24 protein-coding genes and 1 pseudogene are annotated in these 23839 nt (G+C 43.4%); 19 read left to right on the top strand and 6 right to left on the bottom strand.

The genetic code is table 11. From position 1 onward, the window contains the following. The first annotated feature begins 2 nt into the window (after positions 1–2). From HNQ34_RS07710 to HNQ34_RS07740, 7 genes are all read left to right on the top strand, one after another. The gene (locus tag HNQ34_RS07710) at positions 3–473 is read left to right on the top strand and encodes an RDD family protein (RefSeq protein WP_183253255.1); all 471 of its coding nucleotides are present in this window, start codon (positions 3–5) and stop codon (positions 471–473) included. Positions 474–547: 74 nt separating this feature from the next. After that, positions 548–1213: a DUF2953 domain-containing protein gene (locus HNQ34_RS07715; RefSeq protein ID WP_312856108.1), complete on the top strand. Its 666-nt coding sequence runs from the start codon at positions 548–550 to the stop codon at positions 1211–1213. Positions 1214–1225: 12 nt separating this feature from the next. Beyond that, positions 1226–1693: a GerW family sporulation protein gene (gene ytfJ, locus HNQ34_RS07720; RefSeq protein ID WP_183253257.1), complete on the top strand. Its 468-nt coding sequence runs from the start codon at positions 1226–1228 to the stop codon at positions 1691–1693. A gap of 74 nt (positions 1694–1767) precedes the next feature. Further along, positions 1768–2268 (top strand): thiol peroxidase, encoded by a 501-nt coding sequence (gene tpx, locus HNQ34_RS07725; RefSeq protein WP_183253260.1) that lies wholly within the window; start codon positions 1768–1770, stop codon positions 2266–2268. A 193-nt stretch (positions 2269–2461) separates the two neighbouring features. Beyond that, on the top strand, positions 2462–3451 hold the full coding sequence (locus HNQ34_RS07730) for a class I SAM-dependent methyltransferase (protein WP_183253262.1): 990 nt from the start codon (positions 2462–2464) through the stop codon (positions 3449–3451). 201 nt (positions 3452–3652) lie between these two features. After that, the gene (locus HNQ34_RS07735; protein ID WP_183253264.1) at positions 3653–4846 is read left to right on the top strand and encodes an acetate kinase; all 1194 of its coding nucleotides are present in this window, start codon (positions 3653–3655) and stop codon (positions 4844–4846) included. A gap of 317 nt (positions 4847–5163) precedes the next feature. After that, the gene (locus tag HNQ34_RS07740; protein WP_183253266.1) at positions 5164–5676 is read left to right on the top strand and encodes a MogA/MoaB family molybdenum cofactor biosynthesis protein; all 513 of its coding nucleotides are present in this window, start codon (positions 5164–5166) and stop codon (positions 5674–5676) included. 26 nt (positions 5677–5702) lie between these two features. Here the strand turns inward: HNQ34_RS07740 and HNQ34_RS07745 are convergent, their stop codons facing one another. Beyond that, positions 5703–6017: a hypothetical protein gene (locus HNQ34_RS07745; RefSeq protein ID WP_183253268.1), complete on the bottom strand. Its 315-nt coding sequence runs from the start codon at positions 6015–6017 to the stop codon at positions 5703–5705. 194 nt (positions 6018–6211) lie between these two features. Here HNQ34_RS07745 and HNQ34_RS07750 point away from each other — a divergent pair, with 194 nt between their 5' ends. Further along, on the top strand, positions 6212–7420 hold the full coding sequence (locus HNQ34_RS07750; RefSeq protein WP_183253270.1) for an argininosuccinate synthase: 1209 nt from the start codon (positions 6212–6214) through the stop codon (positions 7418–7420). Beyond that, a complete protein-coding gene (argH, locus tag HNQ34_RS07755; RefSeq protein ID WP_183253273.1) occupies positions 7417–8796 on the top strand; it encodes an argininosuccinate lyase in 1380 nt (459 codons plus the stop codon). The genes HNQ34_RS07750 and argH overlap by 4 nt, the downstream gene beginning before the upstream one ends. Positions 8797–8861: 65 nt before the next feature. Here argH and HNQ34_RS07760 read toward each other — a convergent pair whose 3' ends face one another. Further along, entirely contained in the window at positions 8862–9317 is a 456-nt protein-coding gene (locus HNQ34_RS07760) for a universal stress protein (protein WP_183253275.1), read from the bottom strand. A gap of 114 nt (positions 9318–9431) precedes the next feature. On the opposite strand from HNQ34_RS07760, the gene HNQ34_RS07765 reads away from it, so the two are divergent. Beyond that, positions 9432–9581, top strand: a complete 150-nt coding sequence (locus HNQ34_RS07765; protein WP_183253277.1) for a hypothetical protein — start codon at positions 9432–9434, stop codon at positions 9579–9581. Positions 9582–9705: 124 nt separating this feature from the next. Then, entirely contained in the window at positions 9706–10464 is a 759-nt protein-coding gene (locus HNQ34_RS07770; protein WP_183253279.1) for an SDR family oxidoreductase, read from the top strand. A 34-nt stretch (positions 10465–10498) separates the two neighbouring features. On the opposite strand, the pseudogene HNQ34_RS07775 reads toward HNQ34_RS07770, so the two are convergent. Next, positions 10499–11593 (bottom strand): annotated as a pseudogene (locus HNQ34_RS07775) (M24 family metallopeptidase). Between the two features lie 148 nt (positions 11594–11741). Between HNQ34_RS07775 and HNQ34_RS07780 the strand changes: the two are divergent. Together HNQ34_RS07780 and HNQ34_RS07785 are read left to right on the top strand one after the other, a co-directional pair. Further along, a complete protein-coding gene (locus HNQ34_RS07780) occupies positions 11742–12422 on the top strand; it encodes a metal-dependent hydrolase (protein ID WP_183253280.1) in 681 nt (226 codons plus the stop codon). Positions 12423–12912: 490 nt separating this feature from the next. Beyond that, complete coding sequence (locus HNQ34_RS07785) at positions 12913–14229, top strand: CBS domain-containing protein (protein ID WP_183253283.1); 1317 nt, start codon at positions 12913–12915, stop codon at positions 14227–14229. 14 nt (positions 14230–14243) lie between these two features. Here the strand turns inward: HNQ34_RS07785 and HNQ34_RS07790 are convergent, their stop codons facing one another. Continuing rightward, a complete protein-coding gene (locus tag HNQ34_RS07790; protein WP_183253285.1) occupies positions 14244–14555 on the bottom strand; it encodes a YtpI family protein in 312 nt (103 codons plus the stop codon). A 90-nt stretch (positions 14556–14645) separates the two neighbouring features. On the opposite strand from HNQ34_RS07790, the gene HNQ34_RS07795 reads away from it, so the two are divergent. Continuing rightward, positions 14646–15593: a DHH family phosphoesterase gene (locus tag HNQ34_RS07795; RefSeq protein ID WP_183253287.1), complete on the top strand. Its 948-nt coding sequence runs from the start codon at positions 14646–14648 to the stop codon at positions 15591–15593. A gap of 109 nt (positions 15594–15702) precedes the next feature. Here HNQ34_RS07795 and ytrI read toward each other — a convergent pair whose 3' ends face one another. Continuing rightward, the gene (gene ytrI / locus HNQ34_RS07800) at positions 15703–16209 is read right to left on the bottom strand and encodes a sporulation membrane protein YtrI (protein WP_183253289.1); all 507 of its coding nucleotides are present in this window, start codon (positions 16207–16209) and stop codon (positions 15703–15705) included. Beyond that, positions 16206–16547, bottom strand: a complete 342-nt coding sequence (locus HNQ34_RS07805) for a YtrH family sporulation protein (RefSeq protein WP_312856109.1) — start codon at positions 16545–16547, stop codon at positions 16206–16208. The genes ytrI and HNQ34_RS07805 overlap by 4 nt, the downstream gene beginning before the upstream one ends. 112 nt (positions 16548–16659) lie before the next feature. Between HNQ34_RS07805 and HNQ34_RS07810 the strand changes: the two genes are divergently transcribed. The 5 genes from HNQ34_RS07810 to pfkA all read left to right on the top strand — a co-directional run bounded on the left by HNQ34_RS07810 (position 16660) and on the right by pfkA (position 23806). After that, entirely contained in the window at positions 16660–19995 is a 3336-nt protein-coding gene (locus HNQ34_RS07810; protein ID WP_183253293.1) for a DNA polymerase III subunit alpha, read from the top strand. Positions 19996–20195: 200 nt separating this feature from the next. Beyond that, on the top strand, positions 20196–20798 hold the full coding sequence (locus tag HNQ34_RS07815; protein WP_246363943.1) for a FadR/GntR family transcriptional regulator: 603 nt from the start codon (positions 20196–20198) through the stop codon (positions 20796–20798). A gap of 30 nt (positions 20799–20828) precedes the next feature. Continuing rightward, positions 20829–21701 carry an acetyl-CoA carboxylase, carboxyltransferase subunit beta gene (gene accD / locus HNQ34_RS07820; RefSeq protein ID WP_183253296.1) on the top strand — a complete coding sequence of 291 codons (873 nt, stop codon included), beginning with the start codon at positions 20829–20831 and terminating at the stop codon, positions 21699–21701. Continuing rightward, positions 21686–22663, top strand: coding sequence for an acetyl-CoA carboxylase carboxyl transferase subunit alpha (accA, locus tag HNQ34_RS07825; RefSeq protein ID WP_183253298.1), 978 nt, complete (start codon positions 21686–21688; stop codon positions 22661–22663). Before accD ends, accA begins: the two co-directional genes overlap by 16 nt. Positions 22664–22846: 183 nt before the next feature. Continuing rightward, positions 22847–23806, top strand: coding sequence for a 6-phosphofructokinase (gene pfkA / locus HNQ34_RS07830; protein WP_183253300.1), 960 nt, complete (start codon positions 22847–22849; stop codon positions 23804–23806). Positions 23807–23839 lie beyond the last annotated feature (33 nt).

A 23839-nucleotide genomic window follows, 5' to 3' on the forward strand; every position in this document is an offset into this window, starting at 1 on the left:
CGATGATAGAGGGAAACGCCTATACTTACGAAGATCGAACGATCGTTGAAACGGTGCAGCCGGTTCGTTATGCAGGGTTTTGGATGCGGTTTTGGGCGTATTTATTAGATTTGCTTGTCGTTGGCAGCATTAACCGTCTTATTATTCATCCCATTTTTCGTCTGTTTGACCTTTCAATGGATGAAACGAATATGTTTTCCCCGATTGCCGTTGTTACGGCAGTGACGTTTTATTTATATTTTGTGCTCATGACAAAATGTTTTCAACAAACGTTAGGAAAGATGGTATTCGGCTTAAAAGTAATCGATATGAACGGTCGACCGCTGACTTGGCTAACCGTATTATTCCGCGAAGTGATCGGAAAGTTTATTTCGAAATTCATTTTGTTGATCGGTTTTCTTTTTGTCGCGTTCTCTGAAAAAAAGCAAGGGCTGCATGATCAAATTGCCGATACGACTGTTATCCATGAATAAACCTGCTTTAGGCAGGTTTATTTTTTTGGAATATGGCGACAATGATATGTTGAAAGGAAGTGCTGACATTGAAAGTGATCGTTGCCATGATTCCAGTTTTGTTTATTTTTTTTATGTGTATGAAACTGTCGATCACAATTTTCTTTCAACATGCGCAAGATGATGATGAATGCCGCATTACGACCAAAGCGCTATTCGGTCTCGTTCGTTACACTGTTCGAATTCCTTTAATTAAAATTGATAAACAATCGCCAGGGATCGTCGTGGCTCATAAAGAAACAGTCAAAAATGTTTCGGAAAGTTCACTAAAAAGAACAAAATATAACCCGCGGGAAATCATTCATAGTTTCAAAGAAGCGAAAGAATTTGCGCAGCATGTCGTTCATTTGCACGTCATTGTCCGGAAATTTTTGTCTCATGTGTCGGTGACAAAGCTCGAATGGCAGTCAAAGATCGGCACCGGTGATGCCGCTGAAACTGGGATGATTGTCGGAATCGGATGGTCATTGAAGTACGGATTGGCGGCTCTTATAAGCAAATATATGAGCTTAAAAACGGTTCCGTTTCTTTCGATTACTCCTTCTTTTCAACAGGCTGTTTCGGAGACGAAATTTATATGTATGATTCATTTTCGAATCGGGCATGCTATGATAGCAGGAATGCGAATTGTGAAATATTGGCGCGGGAACCGATTAAAAATGAAATCATTCGTCAATCGTCAAACAAATGAAAGTTACTAGGAGGCGTTTATTATGAGCAATCACCCGATCGAAGGATTAATGACAGCAGCGATGGAAAACTTAAAACAAATGATTGATGTCAACACGATTATCGGCGATCCTGTGGAAACGCCAGATGGAAGCGTGATTTTAACGGTTTCAAAGGTAGGGTTTGGCTTTGCTGCAGGCGGAAGCGAATTTATGTTAGAAGGAAAGCAAAATGGTTCGACTACCCAATCGTCAAATGGACACCAAAATGGTGAACACCCGTTTGGAGGCGGAAGCGGCGGCGGAGTGTCGATTACTCCGATTGCCTTTTTAGTTGTGAATGCTTCAGGTGTAAAGCTTCTTCACCTCGATGAGAGCACGCATTTGTACGAAAAAATTTTGGATTTTGCACCACAAGTGATCGAAAAGATTCAAAATATGTTAAAGAAAAACAAAAATGAGGCAGACCAACAGCAAGGGGAGCGGAAAGATAATTTAGGCAACTTAATCTAAGGAAAAATAATTGAAAATTTTTTTCATTCCCGGTATCATTGTACTATACATAAACTTTATGGGAGGAATTTTTGATGGCCAATGTAACATTTAAAGGGAATCCAGTAACGTTAATCGGGAATGAAGTAAAAGTAGGCGACAAAGCTCCAGACTTTAAAGTGTTAGCCAACGATTTATCGGAAGTGACGCTTGCCGATACGAAAGGTTTTGTCCGTTTGATTAGCGTGGTCCCGTCCATTGATACAGGGGTATGCGATGCGCAAACGCGCCGCTTTAATGAAGAAGCGGCGAAGCTTGACAACGTGAAAGTATTAACGATTAGCGTCGATTTGCCGTTTGCGCAAAAGCGTTGGTGCGGGGCAGCCGGCATTGAAAACGTGCAAGTGCTTTCCGACCATCGCGATGTTTCATTCGGTCAGGCGTACGGAGTATTAATAAAAGAATTGCGTTTGCTTGCTCGTGCTGTTTTTGTCATCGACAGCAATGACACAGTTACTTATGTTGAATACGTTCCGGAAGTAACCAACCATCCGAATTATGAAGCAGCGGTTGAAGCAGCAAAAGCAGCGAAATAAGTAAAAGGCCTCGAGTTGTTCGAGGTCTTTTTCAATTGATGAAGAACTTGCTCTCTAGGATCGAACTGTTCTTGTCGATCAGCGGCGGAAGCGTTTTGAATTGACGGGCACTTTGCATTTTCTTCATTGCAAATACAAACGATAACCCATACAATAAAACATTGGACACCCATAAGAAAGGGGAAGAAAGACGATGACGCCCATTGAACGATTGTTTACGTTGTTTGATCAAACAGCTCTGATTTTACAGGAAGAATTACAATGTACATATTTGGAAGCCGTCGCAGAGACTGGCGAGAACGTTTTTCACGGTGACGTGTTGCAAGAAGAAGTGAGCGAACTGAATAAGAAACGATTGAAAAACGAGTATAAACAAATTCAGTTGGACCGTTTTACAAATGAAGAAGTTCGCAAAGCGTTTCAGCTAGCAGTGTTGAAAGGAATGAAAGAACATACGCAGCCGCACCATCAAATGACACCGGATGCCGTCAGCTTGTTTATGAGCTATTTAGTCGGCCAATTTACAGCGAATCACTTTGCTTTAACGATTCTCGATCCGGCTGTCGGCACCGCGAACTTATTGACCGCCGTGCTGAACCATTTACCTAGGAAACAAGTGAAAAGCTATGGGATCGATGTCGACGATTTGTTAATGAAAGTAGCATATGTCAATGCGAATTTGCAAAAACATCCGGTTCATTTTTTTAACCAAGATAGTTTGCAGCCGCTGTTTGTTGATCATGCTGACGTCGTGATTTGCGATTTGCCGGTCGGCTATTATCCGAACGACGACAATGCGTCACGCTTTATATTGAAGGGAGAGAGCGGACATTCGTATGCGCACCATTTGTTCATCGAACAAAGCGTACACTATACAAAAGAAGGCGGCTACTTATTTTTTTTAATTCCGAATTCGTTATTTACAAGCGACCAAGCACCGCAGCTGCATGCATTTTTAAAAGAGCATACGGTCATTCAAGGATTGCTACAGCTTCCGCTTTCGATGTTTAAAAATGAGCAGGCGGCTAAAAGTATTTTTATTTTGCAGAAAAAAGGCATTCATGTCAAAGCGCCGAAAAAGGCGTTGCTCATTGAGCTTCCTAAGTTTTCAAACAAACAAGCAATGAAAGCAATGATGCATAAAATTGACGAATGGTTGGCAACGGAAAAGAAAGGGCTCTGAGAAAGGGCTCTTTTTGCTATTTGTTAGCTCCGAATTTTGTGAATATAAAAACATATTATGTGCAATCGGTTACAAATTGGTGAAGTGCTTGAAAACACGATAAAATCATGCGTAAAATGAAAAAGGATTACGGAAATTTGGCTAATAATATAGTAATGATTGAAAATTGTGAGAAGTGTCTTAAAGGAGTTGTTTTTAAATATGTCAAAAATTATGGCGATTAACGCAGGCAGTTCGTCGCTGAAGTTTCAGCTGTTTGACATGCCTAGCGAAACGGTATTAACTAAAGGATTAGTAGAGCGAATTGGCTTTGAAGATGCGATTTTTACCATCACGGTTAATAATGAGAAAGTTCAAGAAGTAACAGCGATTCCGGACCATGCGGTTGCGGTGAAAATGCTCTTAGATAAATTAATTCGTTTCGGCATTATTCAATCGTTTGCAGAAATTGACGGAATCGGCCACCGCGTTGTTCATGGCGGCGAGAAATTTAGCGATTCCATTCTGATTACGGATGAAGTGTTAAAAGAGATTGAGGAGTTATCGGAACTTGCTCCTTTGCACAATCCAGCTAATATTGTCGGTGTTAAAGCGTTTAAAGAAGTTTTGCCGAATGTGCCGGCGGTCGCTGTATTCGATACGGCGTTCCATCAAACGATGCCGGAACAATCGTTTTTATACAGCCTTCCATATGAATATTATACAAAATTCGGAATTCGTAAATACGGATTCCACGGCACATCACATAAATACGTGACTCAACGCGCAGCTGAATTGCTCGGTCGTCCGATTGAGCAATTGCGCCTCATTTCTTGCCATCTTGGCAACGGGGCGAGCATTGCAGCGGTAGAAGGTGGAAAATCGATCGATACGTCAATGGGCTTTACACCGCTGGCGGGGGTTGCGATGGGAACTCGTTCAGGCAACATTGACCCTGCGTTAATTCCATACATTATGGAAAAAACAGGGAAGACAGCAGAAGAAGTTGTTGAAGTCCTCAACAAAAAAAGCGGAATGCTTGGCATTTCCGGTTTTTCAAGCGATTTGCGCGATATTGAAAAAGCAGCTTCTGAAGGAAATGAGCGGGCGGAACTGGCGCTTGAAGTGTTCGCGAATCGCATTCATAAATATATCGGTTCGTATGCGGCGCGCATGTGCGGTGTCGATGCGATTATTTTCACGGCTGGAATTGGCGAAAACAGTGATGTCGTGCGGTCGAAAGTATTGCGCGGCCTCGAGTTTATGGGCGTCTACTGGGACCCTGCATTAAACAAAGTGCGCGGCAAAGAAGCGTTCATCAGTTACCCGCATTCGCCGGTCAAAGTATTAGTCATTCCGACGAATGAAGAAGTCATGATCGCCCGTGATACGGTACGATTAGCGGGGTTAGCCTAAAGAAAAAAGCTAGGCATGGATCCATGTCTAGCTTTTTGTATACTATATAAATACAACTGGAACGTTTAACTTATGACTGACGAAAAAGCAGACTCCCTATTTTTTCGACTGACGGAGGCAAGTCTGTGACTTGCCTTCGCGTGACAGAGGACCGAACAACCAACCGCTTCACAGACAAATACATTTGTCTGGAAGCGGTGTTGTTCCGTCACTCGACAGTCGAAAAATACCGATTACTCTATACAAAGATGAAAACGTTAAAGTTCCCAATTGCATCTATAATAATATTAAGGAAAAAATATGAAAGGTGGATACAGATGAGCGTGAACGAGCATAAAAAGGAAGCGCCGCGCGTAATTCGCTGCAAAGTGATTACAGTAAGCGATACAAGAACGAAAGAAACAGATAAAAGCGGCAAATTGATGATGCAGCTGTTGCAAGAAGCAGGGCATGAAATCGTGGATTATGAAATTGTGAAAGATGAAAAAGACGACATTCGTGCGGCGATCGTCCGCGGCTGCGATCATCCGGAAATTGATGTTGTGCTGACAAATGGAGGAACCGGAATCGCGAAGCGGGATGTGACGATTGAAACGGTTCAAGCAATGATCGAAAAAGAAATCGTCGGGTTTGGCGAGCTATTTCGCATGTTAAGCTATACGGAAGACATCGGATCAGCGGCGATGCTATCGCGGGCGATTGCGGGAGTGGCGAACGACACGGCCATTTTTTCGACTCCAGGTTCTACCGGAGCCGTTCGTCTAGCGATGACGAAATTAATTTTGCCGGAATTGCGCCATGTTGTTCGTGAAATCCGCAAAGATTTATAAGGGGCGGCTATGTTGTCCAAGCCGCCTTATTGATGCATTTTTACCGAAGCGGTTTGATTGAGTCGGTACCAAATCCATAAATCATTAATGATCGAAGCAAGTTCAGCTATTTCCAAATTTAATCGGCATGAGCGGGCAAAATCGCTTTCGTCGCTCAGTTCAGCCTGTTTTCGATTAATCGTTTGCTCGAGCTCGGCAATCCGGTCCGGAATCGCCCCGCGAATTTTCTCCCATTCTAACAAAATATCATATTGCTCTTTCTCGCTATACTCTTCCCAGTCTTTGTCAAGTGCTGGCAACCGAATCCCGAGCCGTTCATCATACGTAAAATGGTTTTTCATGTTTCCCCCTCGCTTTCCTGATGTTTATTTTACAAAAAATATGGCAAAGAACCAACAGATAAGAATAGTATTTTTATACTTTTTCGTGAATAAGTATTGAAAAATGCAATAAAAGCTGGTAAAGTGATACTGTAATGAATGAATAATTATTTAGTTTAAAGTATATTTATGTGAAAAAAGGAAGGGGAATAAACATGGCCAATCCAAAAATTGTGCTAGCCTATTCAGGCGGTTTAGATACATCTGTTGCGATTAAGTGGTTGCAAGAACGAGGATATGATGTGGTGGCGTGTTGCTTGGATGTTGGAGAAGGAAAAGATCTTGATTTTGTGAAAGAAAAAGCGTTAAAAGTCGGTGCGATTAAATCGTATGTGATCGATGCGAAAGAAGAATTTGCGAATGAATACGCGCTTGTTGCATTGCAGGCGCATACGCTTTATGAAGGGAAATATCCGCTCGTATCGGCGCTTTCTCGTCCGCTCATTGCGAAAAAACTAGTGGAAATTGCCGAATTGGAAGGAGCTGTGGCTGTCGCGCACGGCTGCACCGGAAAAGGAAACGACCAAGTTCGTTTTGAAGTATCGATTAACGCGTTAAATCCGAATCTGGAAGTAGTAGCGCCAGTGCGGGAGTGGAGCTGGTCACGTGAAGAAGAAATCGAATATGCGAAAAAGCACAATATCCCGATTCCAATTGACTTGGACAGCCCGTTCTCGATTGACCAAAACTTATGGGGAAGAAGCAACGAGTGCGGCATTTTAGAAGATCCATGGGCAGCTCCTCCGGAAGAGGCGTACGAATTAACAGCGGCGCTTGAACATACGCCGGATGTGCCGGACATCATTGAAATCGGCTTTGAGCAAGGCGTGCCAAAAACGTTAAACGGCAAAGAATATTCGTTGGCGTCGCTCATTCTTGAGCTTAATGCGCTTGCCGGCAAACACGGGGTTGGCCGCATCGACCACGTCGAAAACCGCCTCGTTGGCATTAAATCGCGCGAAGTGTACGAATGCCCGGGCGCGATTACGCTCATTAAAGCGCATAAAGAACTGGAAGATTTAACGCTTGTGAAAGAAGTCGCTCACTTCAAGCCGCTCATCGAGCAAAAATTGGCGGAAGTCATTTATAACGGCTTATGGTTCTCGCCGTTAAAAGATGCGCTTCTCGCTTTCTTAAAAGAAACGCAAAAAAATGTCACGGGTGTGGTGCGCGTGAAATTATTCAAAGGCCATGCGATCATTGAAGGACGGAAATCCGAATTTTCATTATATGACGAAAAACTTGCCACATACACAACAGAAGACGAGTTCGATCATCAAGCAGCCGTCGGCTTTATTTCTTTATTCGGCTTGCCGACAAAAGTATACAGCATCGTGAACAATCAAAAGAAGGTGACGGTGTGAAAAAGCTTTGGGGCGGACGGTTTACAAAAACAGCGGAAGAATGGGTCGATGAGTTTGGCGCATCGATCCCATTCGACCAAGAATTGGTAGAAGAAGACATCGAAGGAAGTATCGCCCATGTGACGATGCTCGGAAAATGCGGCATTTTGCCAAGCGAAGATGCCGAAAAAATTAGAGCTGGTTTGCTCGCGCTTTTGGAAAAAGCAAAGCAAGGGAAACTCGAATTTTCTGTTGCTTATGAAGATATTCATTTGAACATTGAAAAAACGTTGATCGACGAAATTGGCCCCGTTGGAGGAAAACTGCATACCGGACGAAGCCGCAACGATCAAGTGGCGACCGATATGCACTTATATTTGCGCAAGCGCGTTCATGAAATTATTGAATTGATTCGGGAATTGCAACAAGTGTTGGTGGAAAAAGCAGAAGCGCACGTCGAAACGCTCATTCCGGGATATACACATTTGCAACGGGCGCAGCCCGTGTCATTTGCCCATCATTTGCTCGCTTATTTTTGGATGCTTGAGCGCGACCGTGAACGCTTTACTGAATCGCTTAAGCGCATTAACAAATCGCCGCTCGGCGCTGGGGCGCTCGCTGGTACGACGTTTCCGATCGACCGCCAATATACCGCTGACTTGCTTGGTTTTGACAGCATCTACGAAAATAGCATCGATGCGGTTAGCGATCGTGATTTTATTCTCGAATTTTTAAGTAACAGCTCACTTTTAATGATGCATTTGTCGCGTTTTTGCGAAGAGCTAATTCTTTGGTCAAGTCAAGAATTTCAATTCATTGAAATCGACGATGCGTTTGCGACAGGTAGCAGCATTATGCCGCAAAAGAAAAATCCGGACATGGCCGAGCTTATTCGCGGAAAAACCGGGCGGGTGTACGGAAACTTAGTTGGCTTGTTAACGGTTATGAAAGGGACTCCGCTTGCCTACAATAAAGATATGCAGGAAGATAAAGAAGGCATGTTTGATACAGTGAAAACGGTGACCGGTTCGTTAAAAATTTTTGCGGGCATGATCGCGACAATGGGAGTTCGTACCGAAGTGATGAAAAAGGCGGTCAAACAAGACTTTTCGAACGCGACGGAATTAGCGGACTATTTAGCGAAAAAAGGTGTTCCGTTCCGCGAAGCGCATGAAATCGTCGGTAAACTTGTGTTAACATGCATTGAAAAAGGCATCTTTTTAGCGGATTTGCCGCTTTCTGAATACAAGCGAGCTTCCGCCTTATTTGAGGAAGACATTTACGAAGTGCTCGACCCGTATACTGCAGTGAACCGCCGCAATAGCGCTGGTGGAACCGGCTTTGCCGAAGTGCGGAAGGCGATCAAAAAGGCGAAGAAAACAATGAACACTCCGTAAACGTGTTACGGAGTGTTTTATTATTTTATTTGGCTTTGAGAGCTAATCAGTTGCCTCCGCTTTTCTTAAATTTCTAATTCTTTTTCTGTTCGAACGACTAAAACATCGCATTTTGCATAGCGGGTAATATGTTCGGAAACGCTTCCAATTAAAAGCCGTTCTACTGCATTTAATCCGGTAGCGCCGCAAACGATTAAATCGGCATGATGTTTTGGAGCGATATCTTTGGCAATTTTGACTTTTGGCGAACCGAACTCGATCTCCACATTAACTTCTTTTACTCCTGCTTCTACTGCTTGTTTTTGATAGTTTTCTAGCAATTCTTTTGCATACTGCTCCGAGCGTTCGATGACGGCTCGATCGTGCATTTCTACAGCTGCGAGTGCGCGTACATCAATGATATGGGCTAAAATGAGAGCAGCGTCATTTCGTTTCGCGATTTCAATCGCTTTTTTAAACGCCCACTCTGCTTCTTTTGAGCCATCGACGGCTACTACAATCGTTTTGTACGTCATTGCCATCTTTCCCACTCCCCTTTTGGATAGAAATGCTAACTTTAACATAAGTATATCATACGAAAGACAAGGAAGACTATCGATATCCTAACATTTTTATGAAAAAGGAGTGACTATTTGATGAAGAAAGAGCGCGATGTTAGAGAGGCGTTATATTACGATGAAGAAGCTACGCAAGCAATCAGTGAGCAAATCACTAATGCATATCAAAGCGGTGTGATCGAGCAGGAAGCGGGTTACTATCAGCCGAGAAGAGAAGCAGGGGAATAACAAAAGACCATCATGGCGCATCGACGTCATGGTGGTTTTTACTGGATCAAACACTCTGTACGTGCCTTTTCCCTCTCATTTGTAGTAAAGTAAAAATAGAGATTGTGTATGGGGAGGAGTTTTTGTGCGGCATGCCCTCATAACAGCAGGAGCGAAAGGATTAGGCCGAAAAGTGACAGAAATGTTGCTTGAAAAAGGATATTCAATAACTGTAAACTACCGGAGCGATGAGACGGCTGTCCGGTCGCTGCAAGAAAAATATGCCCATCTTTCCACAAGGCTGCAATTTGTTAAAGGAGATGTCACGAAAAAGGAAGATTTGCATCATCTTGTCGATCAAGCGTTGGAACGGTTCGGCCGCATTGATTTTTTAATTAATAATGCAGGACCGTACATTTTCGAACGAAAAAAATTAGCCGACTACGATGAAGTGGAATGGTATGAAATGATTGAAGGAAATTTAAGTGCGGTGTTTCATCTGTTTAAAAAAACGATTCCAATCATGAGAAAACAGCGATTCGGCCGCATTATTACATATGGATTTCAAGGGGCGGCAAGCGCGCCGGGCTGGCTGCATCGCGCAGCATTCAGCGCCGCAAAAGTCGGGCTTGTGTCATTAACGAAGACGATCGCTGTAGAAGAAGCGGAATATGGGATTACGGCCAATATGATTTGCCCTGGCAATATTTTAGGGGAGATGAAAGAAGCGACGATTGCGGAATCAAGAAAAAAGAAAGACGATATGACGCCGATCGGCCGCTCCGGAACGGGAGAAGATATCGCGAGGGTCATCGCGTTTTTATGCGAAGAAAATTCGGATATGATCACAGGCTCCGTCATTGAAATCACCGGCGGGCTAGACGTCATTCACCGGTATCGGTAAGGAAAAGCAAGCAGCATTCCGCCGCTTGCTTTTCCTACAACGTCATCAGTTCTTTTGGATAGCTTGTTAAAATCTCGACGCCATTATCGGTAATTAGCACATCGTCTTCAATGCGCACGCCGCCGACAGAAGGCACATAAATGCCAGGTTCGATCGTAAACACCATTCCTCGCTCAAGCGTCATCGTATTAGCCGCATTCATCGATGGGTATTCGTGAATTTCAATGCCTAGTCCGTGCCCGACACGGTGGGTAAAATACGGTCCGTATCCCGCTTGTTCAATGACTTGTCTTGCTGCTTGGTCTACCGAACCGATTTTGGCGTTCGGTTTTGAGGCGTCAATTGCTGCAAGCTGAGCTTTTAAAACCGTTTCATAAATTTATTTTTGCTCGTCTGTTGGTTTCCCAACGACGACTGTTCTCGTAATGTCCGAACAATAGCCGTCGAGGACGACGCCTAAGTCGAATAAGACGAAATCTCCTTGTTGAATCGTGGCTAAACCCGGCACGCCGTGAGGGTCGGCTGTTTTTTGGCCCGTTAATACCATCGTCGCAAACGACATTTCGCGAACGCCTTTTTTCTTCAATTCATGTTCGATCGTCGCGATGATGTCTAATTCCGTTTTTCCTTCGGCAATTGTTTGCACGCCGACTTCTACACCAAAATCAGCGAGCGCGGCCGCTTGGCGCAAAATGGCGATTTCTTTTTCATCTTTGACCATGCGGAGCTGGCGCAACTTTTCTTCCGCATTCAAAACAGCGCGGGTTGGAAAATATGTATAGAGTTGTTCATATCGTTCGAGCGAAAGATGGCTTTTTTCGACGGCTATTGTTTCTACAGGTATTTGTCGCTTTGCAATATGTTCGTAAATAAATTCCCATGGATTGTCGATATCGCTATAACCGATGATCGAATATCCCCACCCAGAGCGCTTTGCTTGCGGTACTTCCATTTGCGGGCAAACTAATATCGGCTCTTCGTTCGGAAAGACAAGCAACGCTAGCAACCGTTCGTGGGGGTCGCTATAAAATCCGCTTAAATAAAAGACATTCGGTGTTGACGTAATAAGAGCAAATGAAATATGTTGTTGTTGAAGCCATTGTGAAAAAGCTTGCAGTCGTTGATGCATAGAATCCCCTTCTTTTTGATTAAATTCTATTTTGAGGGTACCAATAATTCAACGAGCTGTAAACGCTTAGTTGAAGAAAAAAGGAAATCGAAAATGAATTGCGAAATACATACTGAGAAATACGTTCAAAGGAAAGGAGAAGATTGCAGTGAAACTCACATACCACGGACATTCCGTTGTCAAAATTGAAACGAATGGAAAAACGATTTTTATTGACCCGTTTATTACAGGGAACGGAGCGACTGACTTAAAAGCAGATGAAGTTCAAGTCGACGTCATTTTACTAACGCACGGGCACGGCGATCATGTCGGGGACACGGTTCCGCTTGCATTGCGCAACAATGCCCTCGTGGTTGCGCCGTTTGAACTGGCGACGTATTTAAGTTGGCAAGGAGTCAACGTACATCCGATGCACATTGGCGGGGCGCATCAGTTTGAATTCGGGAAGGTGAAATTAACTCAGGCGTTCCACGGTTCAAGCTATATCGATGAAAACAAACAAATCATTTATACAGGCATGCCGTGTGGAATTTTATTCTCCGCAGAAGGAAAAACGATTTACCATGCAGGAGATACAGCGCTATTTTCCGATATGAAGCTGATCGGGGAGCGAAATGTGATCGATGTCGCCTTTTTACCAATTGGTGACAACTTTACGATGGGACCGGAAGATGCGGCTCTAGCGGCAGAATGGCTGCGGGCGAAAACAGTCGTTCCGATTCACTATAATACGTTCCCAGTCATTGAACAAGATCCGGGACAGTTCATTTCGATGTTGAAAGCTGGCGTCGGAAAAGTATTGCGTCCGGGCGAAAGCATCGAACTGTAGCAAAAGGGAGCCTCGATGGGGCTCTCTTTTTCGATTTTGGAAACGAATAAGGCTCATTGAATCGCGAACGCTTCCCTCGTATAATAGAAAATAGACATTTGGCAAAGGGTCAACAACCCAACGACTCGAGTCGTGGGCTTGAATGCCCCATGTTGACCAGACCGAGGTTTGAAACAGAACGCGCGTTTAGATGTCATGACACATCAGGGTGCTTCTCCAGCCCTGTTCCCTGTCGCACAAGATGAAACAAGCGTGGTGGGTCGCGCTAGTGTCTTGCATCTAACAAGCATCGATCACATGATCGAGGAGAACATCACTTGCTTTGTGCAGACGATGGTCTTTATATTAGACATAAATTACAAATATATTCGTCTCATTCAACGATTGGATGGGTACACGTATCGAAAGGAGGGAATGAAACTTGCGTAAGACGCAATTCCTCCCCGTGCCTAAAGGCAGGGGTTTCCTTGCGCAAGTTTCGTGAAGAAATTTGGCGACAAAACATGAACAAATTTTGCAATATATTGACAGTCTGCCTGTCGGTGAAAAAATTTCCGTTCGGCAAATTGCGAAAGAAATGGGTGTAAGCGAAGGAACGGCGTATCGGGCGATTAAAGATGCAGAAAATAAAGGATATGTCAGCACGATTGAGCGCGTCGGAACGATTCGCATTGAACGGAAAAAGAAAGAAAATATTGAAAAGCTGACATATGCAGAAGTTGTTAATATCGTTGATGGACAAGTGTTAGGAGGACGTGAAGGACTGTATAAAACACTCAACCGCTTTGTCATTGGAGCGATGCAACTGGAGGCGATGATGCGTTATACAGGAGCAGGGGATTTACTGATTGTCGGCAACCGGACGAAAGCGCATCAGCTTGCTTTAGAAGCGGGGGCAGCCGTATTGATTACCGGCGGTTTTGATACGGCGGATCATGTAAAAAAACTAGCGGATGAATTACAATTACCGATTATTTCAACGAGCTACGATACGTTTACTGTCGCCACGATGATTAATCGCGCCATTTACGACCAGCTCATTAAAAAAGAAATCGTTCTCGTCGAGGACATTTTAATTCCGTTAGAAAAGACAGTGTATTTACAAACGACAGATGTAGTGGAAAAGTGGTATCAGTTGAATCGCGAAACGAAACATAGCCGCTTCCCAGTGGTCGATCACCAATTCAAAGTGCAAGGAATAGTTACATCGAAAGACGTACTAGACTGCGACCGAATGCTACCGATTGAAAAAGTGATGACAAAGCATCCGATCATGGTGAATGGCAAAACATCGGTTGCTTCTGCATCGCATATGATGGTATGGGAAGGAATTGAGCTGTTGCCGGTCGTCGATGAACATAATCGGTTGCAAGGGATTATTAGCCGTCAAGACGTATTAAAGGCGCTGCAAATGATTCAGCGGCAGCCGCAAGTAGGAGAAACGATTGACGATATTATCACAAGCCAATTTCGCGAAGTCGATCCTCATTCTAAAACTGAAAACGTGTTTCGCTGCACGGTCACACCGCAAATGACGAATTATTTAGGAACGCTATCGTATGGCGTGTTCACGACAATTGTGACCGAAGCGGCGACGCGAGCACTGCGGCTATATAAACGCGGTGATCTAGTCATTGAAAATATAACGATTTATTTTATTAAACCGGTACAAATTGACAGCACGATCGATGTGAAAGCGAAGTTGCTTGAAATTGGAAGGAAGTTCGGGAAAGTTGATGTTGAAGTATATCATGAAGGCGTTGTCGTCGGTAAAGCATTGATGATGTGTCAATTAATGGACCGGTAAAAGAAAACGGGGGGTTATCCCCCGTTTTTTGCCATTTGTTCTGCTTCTTCGATCGCAAGCGGCAAATAATGTTTATAGGCACGGTAACCGGCCCATATGCTTCCGCCGCCGACCAATAAAAAAATCGTTCCGACGAGATACGTAACTGTTGACGAATAGAGGAAAAACTGATTCATGCCAAAGAAAAAGACGAACGAGCCAAGCGCCATGCTTGATTTTGCGGAAATCCAGCGCCGTTCGACAGGACGATGGCTTCGGAAATATTTGATTTTATAATATGCATAAAAAGAAAGCGAAAAAATAATAAGAATAACCAATACCGGCACAATAACACCCCCATCTTTTCTCTCTCTACCATTGTACATATTTTTCCTTTATAATGAAAGAAAACTATCGTAAAAAGAGGAGAAGTTGTGATGAAAGAAAAAGCGTTTGCCATTTTAAAGATGATCCGACAATTTGATACGATCATTATTCATCGCCATGTGCGTCCCGATCCGGACGCATACGGTTCGCAAGGGGGATTAGCAGAAATTTTAAAAGCATCTTTCCCGGAAAAAAAGATTTATACGGTAGGAAAAGAAGAAGAATCATTAAATTTTTTAAGACGATTGGATCAAATCGATGATGCCGTTTATGAACAGGCGCTTGTCATCGTGTGCGATACAGCCAACCAAGAACGGATTTGCGATGAGCGTTATCGGCTTGGCAAAAAATTGATTAAAATCGATCATCATCCAAACGAAGATCCATATGGTGATTTATTATGGGTCGATACGAATGCAAGCTCCACGAGTGAAATGATTTACGAGTTTTATTTAACTGTAAAAGAAGAAGGGCTCGTGATGACAAAAGAAGCGGCGCGCCTTATTTATGCAGGCATTGTCGGCGATACCGGACGCTTTCTTTTCTCGAGAACGAGCGCCAAAACGTTTCAATACGCAAGCGAACTCATTCAATACGGATTCTCGATTACGGAACTATATGATAACTTATATCGGACCCCCGTTAATGTCGCCCATTTAAGCGGATATGTGCTACAAAACTTCGAATTTTCTGCATCAGGGGTGGCGTTTGTGAAAATGCCAAAAGCGTTGCTCGCTGAGTATGATGTGACGCCTTCAGAAGCGTCGCAACTTGTCAGTCTTTTAGGCAACATTGAAGGCATTCGGGCGTGGGCGTTTTTTATTGAAGAAGAAAAAGAAATTCGCGTTCGCCTTCGCTCAAAAGGTGTGATTGTCAATGAAGTGGCAAAAAAATACCGCGGCGGTGGCCATCCATTTGCCGCTGGCGCTACGATCCATTCATGGGAGGAAGCGGAACTTGTAATCACTGATTTAGAGGCGGCGTGTTGCGTGAAATAATGAAAAAGTGACGCGCTCAAAAGGTCTGGAGTACAGATTTTTCGTTGTTATTTCGCGCATATATTATGGTGATAGAAAATGGTGTCCCGTCACTTTTGGGACACCTTCTCTATTTATTGACCGGCTTTAATTTCAGTTCGACCGATAAAGTCGTAAATAAAAAAAGCTCCGTAATTTCAAGTTTGTACGTCTGTTCATTAATCGTATACGTTTTATTTTCGATCGCTTTTTTTAACAACTCTTTGCTTTTATAGACAGTTTCAATATCTTTGGCGATCAAATGAGACACATCTGCTTTAACGCTTTCTTCGATATGAAACGTCATGTACGAATCAAGCTTATATTGATCCGCATTGGCAAGGTGAATGCGAATTTCTTGCACCGTGAGCTTTTTTTTGTTCGCCTTATTCAATTTGACGTAATCTTCTTGCCAAATGCGAATATCATTTTCTAAATCTACAATTTTGTCTTGTAACTCGGCGATGTGACGGACTTGTTTTTCTTGCAATGTGCCAAATAAATACAAAAACACAAACCAGCTCATAACCGCACCGATCGCAGCACCGGCAAAAAAACGCTGCCATGTTTTATCACGGTAATAAGGCGGAATTCTCATGAAGAAATATGCTCCTGCGTTAGCCAAGTGATGATCGTCACACCTGTCTGCGCGCCGCCGATCGCCGAAAGAATGAGAAAAAATTGTTTAACAATATCGCGCGTTTCTCCTAAAAATAAGCCGCGCTCTACCGTATAAAACGTATCAAATGTCCCGCCGATGGCCGAAACGACCGCCCAAATTTTTAAATCGAGCGCAAATCGGTACATCGATGTGAGTGGAGGCTGTCCTATTAAAAATGCTCCGATTCCCCCGATGATTGCTCCCCCCAATAGCACGCCTAGGGCGATAAAATAACTTTGAACGAATGCAAGTAAAAATGCCAGTTTCATGCTTATATTATTCACCTCATTTCCTACTCTTTTCATATATATGAACCCACGAAGACAAGTATGTTTTGCGTTACAAAACTTTTGTCGACTATAATAAGGAAAAAGGAGGGAAAGGGTATTGGCGTTTGTTCACCTTCATGTACGGAGCGGCTATAGTTTGTTAAACAGTACGGCGAAAATAAGCGATTTGGTGAGAAAAGCAAGCGAGTTAGGTTTCCATTCGCTCGCTTTAACGGACGAAAACGTGTTATACGGGGCGGTTCCGTTTTATCAAGAATGTAAAAAATATGGAATCAAGCCGATTATCGGCATGATCGCCCTCGTCCGGCTGGAAGGAGAAGAAGCATATCCGCTCGTGTTGCTGGCAAAAAACAATACGGGATACCGCCATTTAATCAAAATAAGTAGCGCAATTCAGACAAAAGCCCCGGACGGGATCCCGGAAAAATGGCTAAGGCATTATTGTGATGGATTGATTGCGCTGACGCTAGGACGAAACGGTCATATTGAAACATTGATTCAGCAGCAACAATTAACGAAAGCGCTTGAAACGATCGCCACATATAAGCAGTTATTTGGCGATGATGCTTTTTATATCGCTATTCAAAGACATGGAATTGAAGGAGAGTGGCAGCGTGAACTTGTACGCTTAAGCGAAGAAACGAAGACGCCGCTTGTCGCTACAAATGATGTGCATTATATCGAAAAAGAAGATGCGTTTGTGCACGATTGCCTTCTTGCGATTCAACAAGGTATGAAACTTCATGACGAAGGAAGGATAAAGTTACCGAATGACGAATACTATTTAAAATCAACAAATGAAATGTCAGCCTTGTTTGCCGATTTGCCGGAGGCGATCGCAAACACAGAAAAAATCGCTGCTCAATGTCATGTCGATATCGAATTAGGAAACATGAAACTACCTAAATATCCCGTACCATCAAATGAAAATGCCCATGATTATTTGCGGCACCTTTGCGTGAAAGGGTTGTACGAACGGATTTCATCTCCGTCATCTATGTATTTTGAACGCCTTCATTATGAATTAAAAATGATTCAGGAGATGAATTTTAGCGATTATTTTTTAATCGTCTGGGATTTTATGAATTTTGCGCGAAATCAAGGAATTGTGACAGGCCCAGGGCGCGGTTCGGCGGCAGGTTCTCTTGTGGCGTATGTTCTTTATATTACAAACGTAGACCCGATCAAGTATGAGTTGTTGTTTGAGAGGTTTTTAAATCCTGAACGCATTTCGATGCCGGATATTGATATTGATTTTCCTGATGAGCGCCGCGATGAAGTGATTCAGTACGTCGTTCATAAGTATGGGCTACAGCACGTTGCGCAAATTATTACATTCGGTACGTTTGGAGCACGAGCGGCACTTCGTGATGTTGGAAGGGCTATGGGGCTTGCGGCAGGAGAAATCGAACAAATTACGAAACATATTCCTAACAAACTGGGAATTACGCTTCAAGAAGCGTACGAGCAGTCGCTGTCTTTTCAAGAAGCGGTTCATGCATCAGAGCGATTACGAAAAATATTTGACACCGCCTTGCGGTTAGAAGGACTTCCACGCCATACATCGACACATGCGGCAGGAGTGGTCATAAGCGAACAGCCGCTTTCAGATATCGTTCCACTGCAGCAAGGCCATGGAACTACTTATTTAACCCAATATCCGATGGATGTGTTAGAACAACTTGGATTATTAAAAATGGATTTTCTCGGGCTGCGCACGTTGACATTCATCGGGAACATATGCAAACTTATTCAGCAAAAAACAGGAAAAGTTTTAGATTTACAAAAAATACCATTTGATGATGTACAGACATACGCGTTGTTAAGCAAGGGAGATACAAACGGTATTTTTCAGCTAGAGTCGGAAGGAATGAAAAACGTATTAAAACAGCTACAGCCGTCACAATTTGAAGATATAGTGGCGGTGAACGCTTTATACAGGCCGGGCCCGATGGATTTTATTCCGATATACATTAAGCGGAAGCACGGAGAGGAAGCGGTAACGTATCTTCATCAAGATCTTGAACCGATTTTAAAACCGACTTACGGCGTGCTCATTTATCAAGAGCAAATTATGCAAATCGCCGCAAAAATGGCAGGATTTTCATTAGGGCAGGCCGATTTATTGCGGCGGGCCGTCGGGAAAAAGAAAAAAGACGTTCTCGACCAAGAACGCATTCACTTTGTAAAAGGATGTATTGAAAAAGGATACGATGAAATGCTCGCTCACGAGCTATACGATTTAATTGTTCGGTTTGCCAATTACGGATTCAACCGGAGCCATGCAGTCGCTTACAGCATGATCGCTTATCAATTGGCGTATTTAAAAGCGCATTATCCATTCTATTTTTATGCCGCATTGTTAACGAGCGTCATTGGAGATGAAGAAAAATTGTCCGATTACATTCAAGAGATGCGGCAAAAACACATACGGCTTCTTCCTCCTTCTATTAATCAAAGCTATTATTCGTTTTCGATTGAAAACGGCCATATTCGCTACAGTCTTGCAGCGATCAAACATGTCGGCGCCGCGGCGGTCAAAGCAATCGTTCAAGAAAGAAAGAAGCGTCCATTTTCCGATTTGTTTGATTTTTGCACTCGTTTATCGAAAAAAGCAGTAAACCGAAAAACGATCGAATCATTGATTTTAGCAGGATGTTTCGATGAATTTGGCATCGAGCGGTCCACTTTATTGGCCAGTGTGGATATAGCACTTGAACATGCGGAACTGATGGGTCCATATATCGGAGAAGACGGCGATCTATTTGCGAGCGAACTATCTTTTAAACCGAAATATGCAGAGGCTCCCCCATTTTCGCTTGAAGAAACGCTGGCATACGAAAAAGAACTGCTCGGCATTTATCTCTCGCCGCACCCTGTTTCTTCAGAGGCGAATCGCTTTCAGGCGGCTGGAGCGATTGATATTGCTTGTGTAACGAAAGAAAAAAGCGAGCGGAACGTTCGGATTGGTGCTTATATTTTTCGTGAGCGAAAAACAAGAACGAAAAAAGGGGAAGAAATGGCGTTTTTCACCGTGAGCGATGAAAGCGGTGAAATCGAAGTGGTTGCCTTTCCAGCTGTGTATCGCCGTTATCAATCTTTTTTAAAAAAGGGGGAAGTTGTGCTGCTAGAAGGAAAAATAGAAGCCCGCAACAAGAACGTGCAGTTTACGATTAAAAAAGTACTGGCTTCTGACGAACTTCATGAACAAGTGCTTTATGTGAAAATTGTCCCTGATCACATGCGAACCGGAAAACTAGCAACTCTTAAACAAACATTGCAAAACTATCATGGACATATTCCGGTCGTTCTTTACTACGAACAAGAACGAAAAACAGTCAAACTTTCAGAAGAATATCACGTGAATGCCTCGAATGAATGCCTATCGGAATTAAAGGAATTATTAGGGGATTCATATGTTGTGTTGAAATAATATTCGCTTTACTATTCATCCATTTTATTATATTGTATAAACGTTAGGTGGTCAGACCAGTTTGGTTTGACAGTACTTAAAGGAGTGGATTTCTTTGTCTTTGCGTGAAGAAGTGGCCCGCATTCACGCAGATCCAGAAGAAATTGCAAAGAAGAGCGACAATTAGCCGCTATTATGTAAAGCAGGTGGAAACGAACGCGATGACGTCAAAAATGTATGTTGAAATTTTACAGAAAATTTATCGTATTATTGAAGAAGATGGGCTTAGTGCTGGAGATAAAATCCCTTCTGAGCGGGAATTATCCGAGCGGTTGAAAGCGGGACGCTCCTCTGTAAGAGAGGCGCTCCGTTCCCTTGAATTTCTCGGAATTATTGAAACGAGGAGAGGAGAGGGAACATATTTAAAGGAGTTTGGCGAACATCAACTGATTGACTTGCTTGGCATGTTTATTTTGCAGGACAAGAAAGCGAAAGCGGATTTAGTCGAAACGAAATGGCTCATTGAGCAACTTTGCCTTTTGCTTGCTTGCGAGCGCCGAACAGAAGCGCAGCTCGATGAATTAAAAGGTTTCATTCAGCAAAAAACGATCGATTATGAAACGTTTTTTAAATGGGTGCTGAAAGCTGGGCATAATTATTTATTAGAGCGCATTTGGCGAGTGTTAAACGATTTTTTTCGGCTGCAACATGAAGACGTATCATTGCCGCTTACTTTTTATGAATATACGTGGACGGCATTGAAAGAGCGACACATTGCGAATGTTCTTGCATTGTTTACGGAATATGTAACGAAACGATCATGACATATAAATTGGCGAAGGAGGGGAAACCTCTTGCTCAAAGAGCTGTTTACCAAAAAGAAAAAGTATGCTTCCATTCCTTCCGAACAAGTAAAACAAGATGTTCCAGAAGGAATTATGACGAAGTGCCCAAAATGCAAAAAAATTATGTACACAAAAGAACTCGTGAAAAATTTGCGTGTTTGCATGAGCTGCCATTACCACCATCCGATGCCGTCACGCGAACGAATCGTAAGCTTGTTGGATGAAGGCAGTTTTCGAGAATATGATGCCGATATGATTTCTGAAAATCCGTTGCAGTTTCCTGATTATCTTGAAAAGCTCGAAGCAGACCGCCGCAAATCTAAGTTGAACGAAGCGGTTATTACAGGTGAGGGAACGATGAATGGGTATCCGCTTGTCATCGCTGTGATGGATTCTGCCTTTCGCATGGGCAGCATGGGATCGGTCGTCGGCGAAAAAATTACACGCGCTGTTGAAAAAGCAAAAGAGCTTCGTATCCCGTTCCTCATTTTTACCGCTTCCGGAGGGGCGCGTATGCAAGAAGGAGTACTAAGTCTTATGCAAATGGCAAAAACGAGCGCTGCGTTGAAATTGTTCAGCGATGAAGGAGGGCTCATCATTTCTGTTATGACGCATCCAACGACTGGAGGAGTATCGGCGAGTTTCGCTTCTCTTGGTGACTATAATTTTGCGGAACCGGGTGCGTTAATTGGTTTTGCTGGCCGTCGTGTCATTGAGCAAACAGTGCGTGAAGAGCTTCCTGAAGATTTTCAAACAGCTGAATTTTTATTGAAGCATGGACAGCTAGATGCGGTCATTCACCGGCATGAGCTGAAGGAAGCGTTAACAAATGTACTCGATATCCATCAGACAGGGGGCGACGGCAAATGGTGGGGGAATTAGAATTTGAAAAACCGCTTATAGAACTGCGAAAAAAAATTAGTGAACTAAAAGAATTTACAAAAACAGCAGAAGTCGATTTATCTCCTGAAATTGAAAAGCTAGAAGCGAGATTAGAAAAATTAGAGAACGAAACATATGCGAACTTGACGCCATGGGATCGCGTGCAGATTGCGAGACATCCGAACCGACCGACAACGCTTGATTACATTCAGCGACTATTTACGAATTTTTTAGAATGCCACGGTGATCGCTTATTTGGAGATGACGAAGCAATCGTAGGAGGTATTGCAAAATATCACGGACTTCCTGTGACGGTCATCGGGCATCAGCGCGGAAAAGATACGAAAGAAAACATTCGCCGCAATTTCGGAATGCCGCATCCTGAAGGGTATCGAAAAGCGTTGCGCCTTATGAAGCAAGCGGAAAAATTTAACCGTCCGATTATTTGTTTTATTGATACGAAAGGAGCGTATCCTGGGAAGGCGGCGGAAGAACGAGGCCAAAGTGAAGCGATTGCGCGGAACTTGTTCGAAATGGCAGGACTCACCGTACCGATCGTCTGCATTGTTATCGGTGAAGGGGGAAGCGGTGGTGCGTTAGCGCTTGGCGTTGGCAACCATATTCACATGCTTGAAAATTCAACGTATTCTGTCATTTCTCCGGAAGGAGCGGCAGCGATTTTATGGAAAGATGCTTCGCTTGCACGGCGAGCAGCCGAAACGATGAAAATTACTGCCCCTGATTTAAAAGCGTTTGGCGTCATCGATGAAATTATTCCAGAAGTTCGCGGCGGAGCACATCGCAATGTCGATGAACAGGCAAAAGCGATTGACAACGTGCTGAAACAGTCGTTAAAACAACTGCTTCAACTAGACGGCTCGGCTCTTGTCGAACAGCGGTATCAAAAATTCAAGCAAATCGGTCGATTTACGTTTTCTCGAAACGATCTCGGAGTAAAATAATAAAAAGCTGTCTCGTGAAATGAGACAGCTTTTTACCTACTGAAATTTGAAAGAAAAATAAACATTTTGAAAAACAGCTGTTTCTCTATTGTGTTCGATATATTCTTCATGGTATTTTATACAATGTATGAGGTCGGACTTCTTAGGGGTATGAAAAAGACTGATGAACACGAGGTGAGCGAAATGAAGAGAATAGGTGTGTTGACAAGCGGTGGCGATTCGCCAGGAATGAATGCGGCAATTCGGGCGGTTGTACGCAAAGCGATTTACCACGGAGTAGAAGTGTTCGGAATTTATCACGGCTATGCGGGGCTTATTGAAGGCCAAATTAAAAAATTAGAGATTGGCGATGTCGGTGACATTATTCATCGCGGGGGAACGATGCTATATACGGCTCGCTGTCCAGAATTTAAAACGCTGGAAGGACAATTAAAGGGAATTGAGCAATTGAAAAAACATGGAATCGAAGGATTAGTCGTCATCGGCGGAGACGGTTCGTATCAAGGCGCGAAAAAACTGACAGAACATGGCTATCCTTGTGTTGGCGTGCCGGGAACGATTGATAATGACATCCCTGGAACAGATTTTACGATTGGCTTTGATACAGCTTTAAATACAGTTATTGATGCGATTGACAAAATTCGGGATACAGCGACTTCCCATGAACGAACATACGTCATTGAAGTAATGGGTCGGCATGCTGGCGATATCGCTCTTTGGGCAGGACTTGCCGGCGGAGCGGAATCAATTTTAATTCCAGAGGCAGACTACGATATGGATGATATTATCGCTCGCTTAAAACGGGGGCATGAGCGCGGGAAAAAGCACAGCATTATCATTGTCGCAGAAGGAGTCGGAAGCGGGGTAGAATTCGGGAAGAAAATTCAAGAAGCAACAGGATTCGAAACGCGTGTCACGGTATTAGGACACGTGCAGCGCGGTGGTTCTCCAACAGCGTTTGATCGCGTCTTAGCAAGCCGCTTAGGGGCACGTGCAGTTGAATTATTGCTTGAAGGGAAAGGCGGACGTTGCGTCGGCATTCAAAACAATCAACTTGTTGACCACGACATTATCGAGGCATTATCGCAACAACACACAGTCGATCCGAAAATGTACCAACTATCAAAAGAACTTTCAATTTAAAAAAATGGTATCGTTACCATAGTAATGAGCGGA

It is taken from the genome of Anoxybacteroides tepidamans (assembly GCF_014201465.1).
In the GTDB taxonomy this organism is placed as follows: Bacteria; Bacillota; Bacilli; order Bacillales; family Anoxybacillaceae; genus Anoxybacteroides; species Anoxybacteroides tepidamans.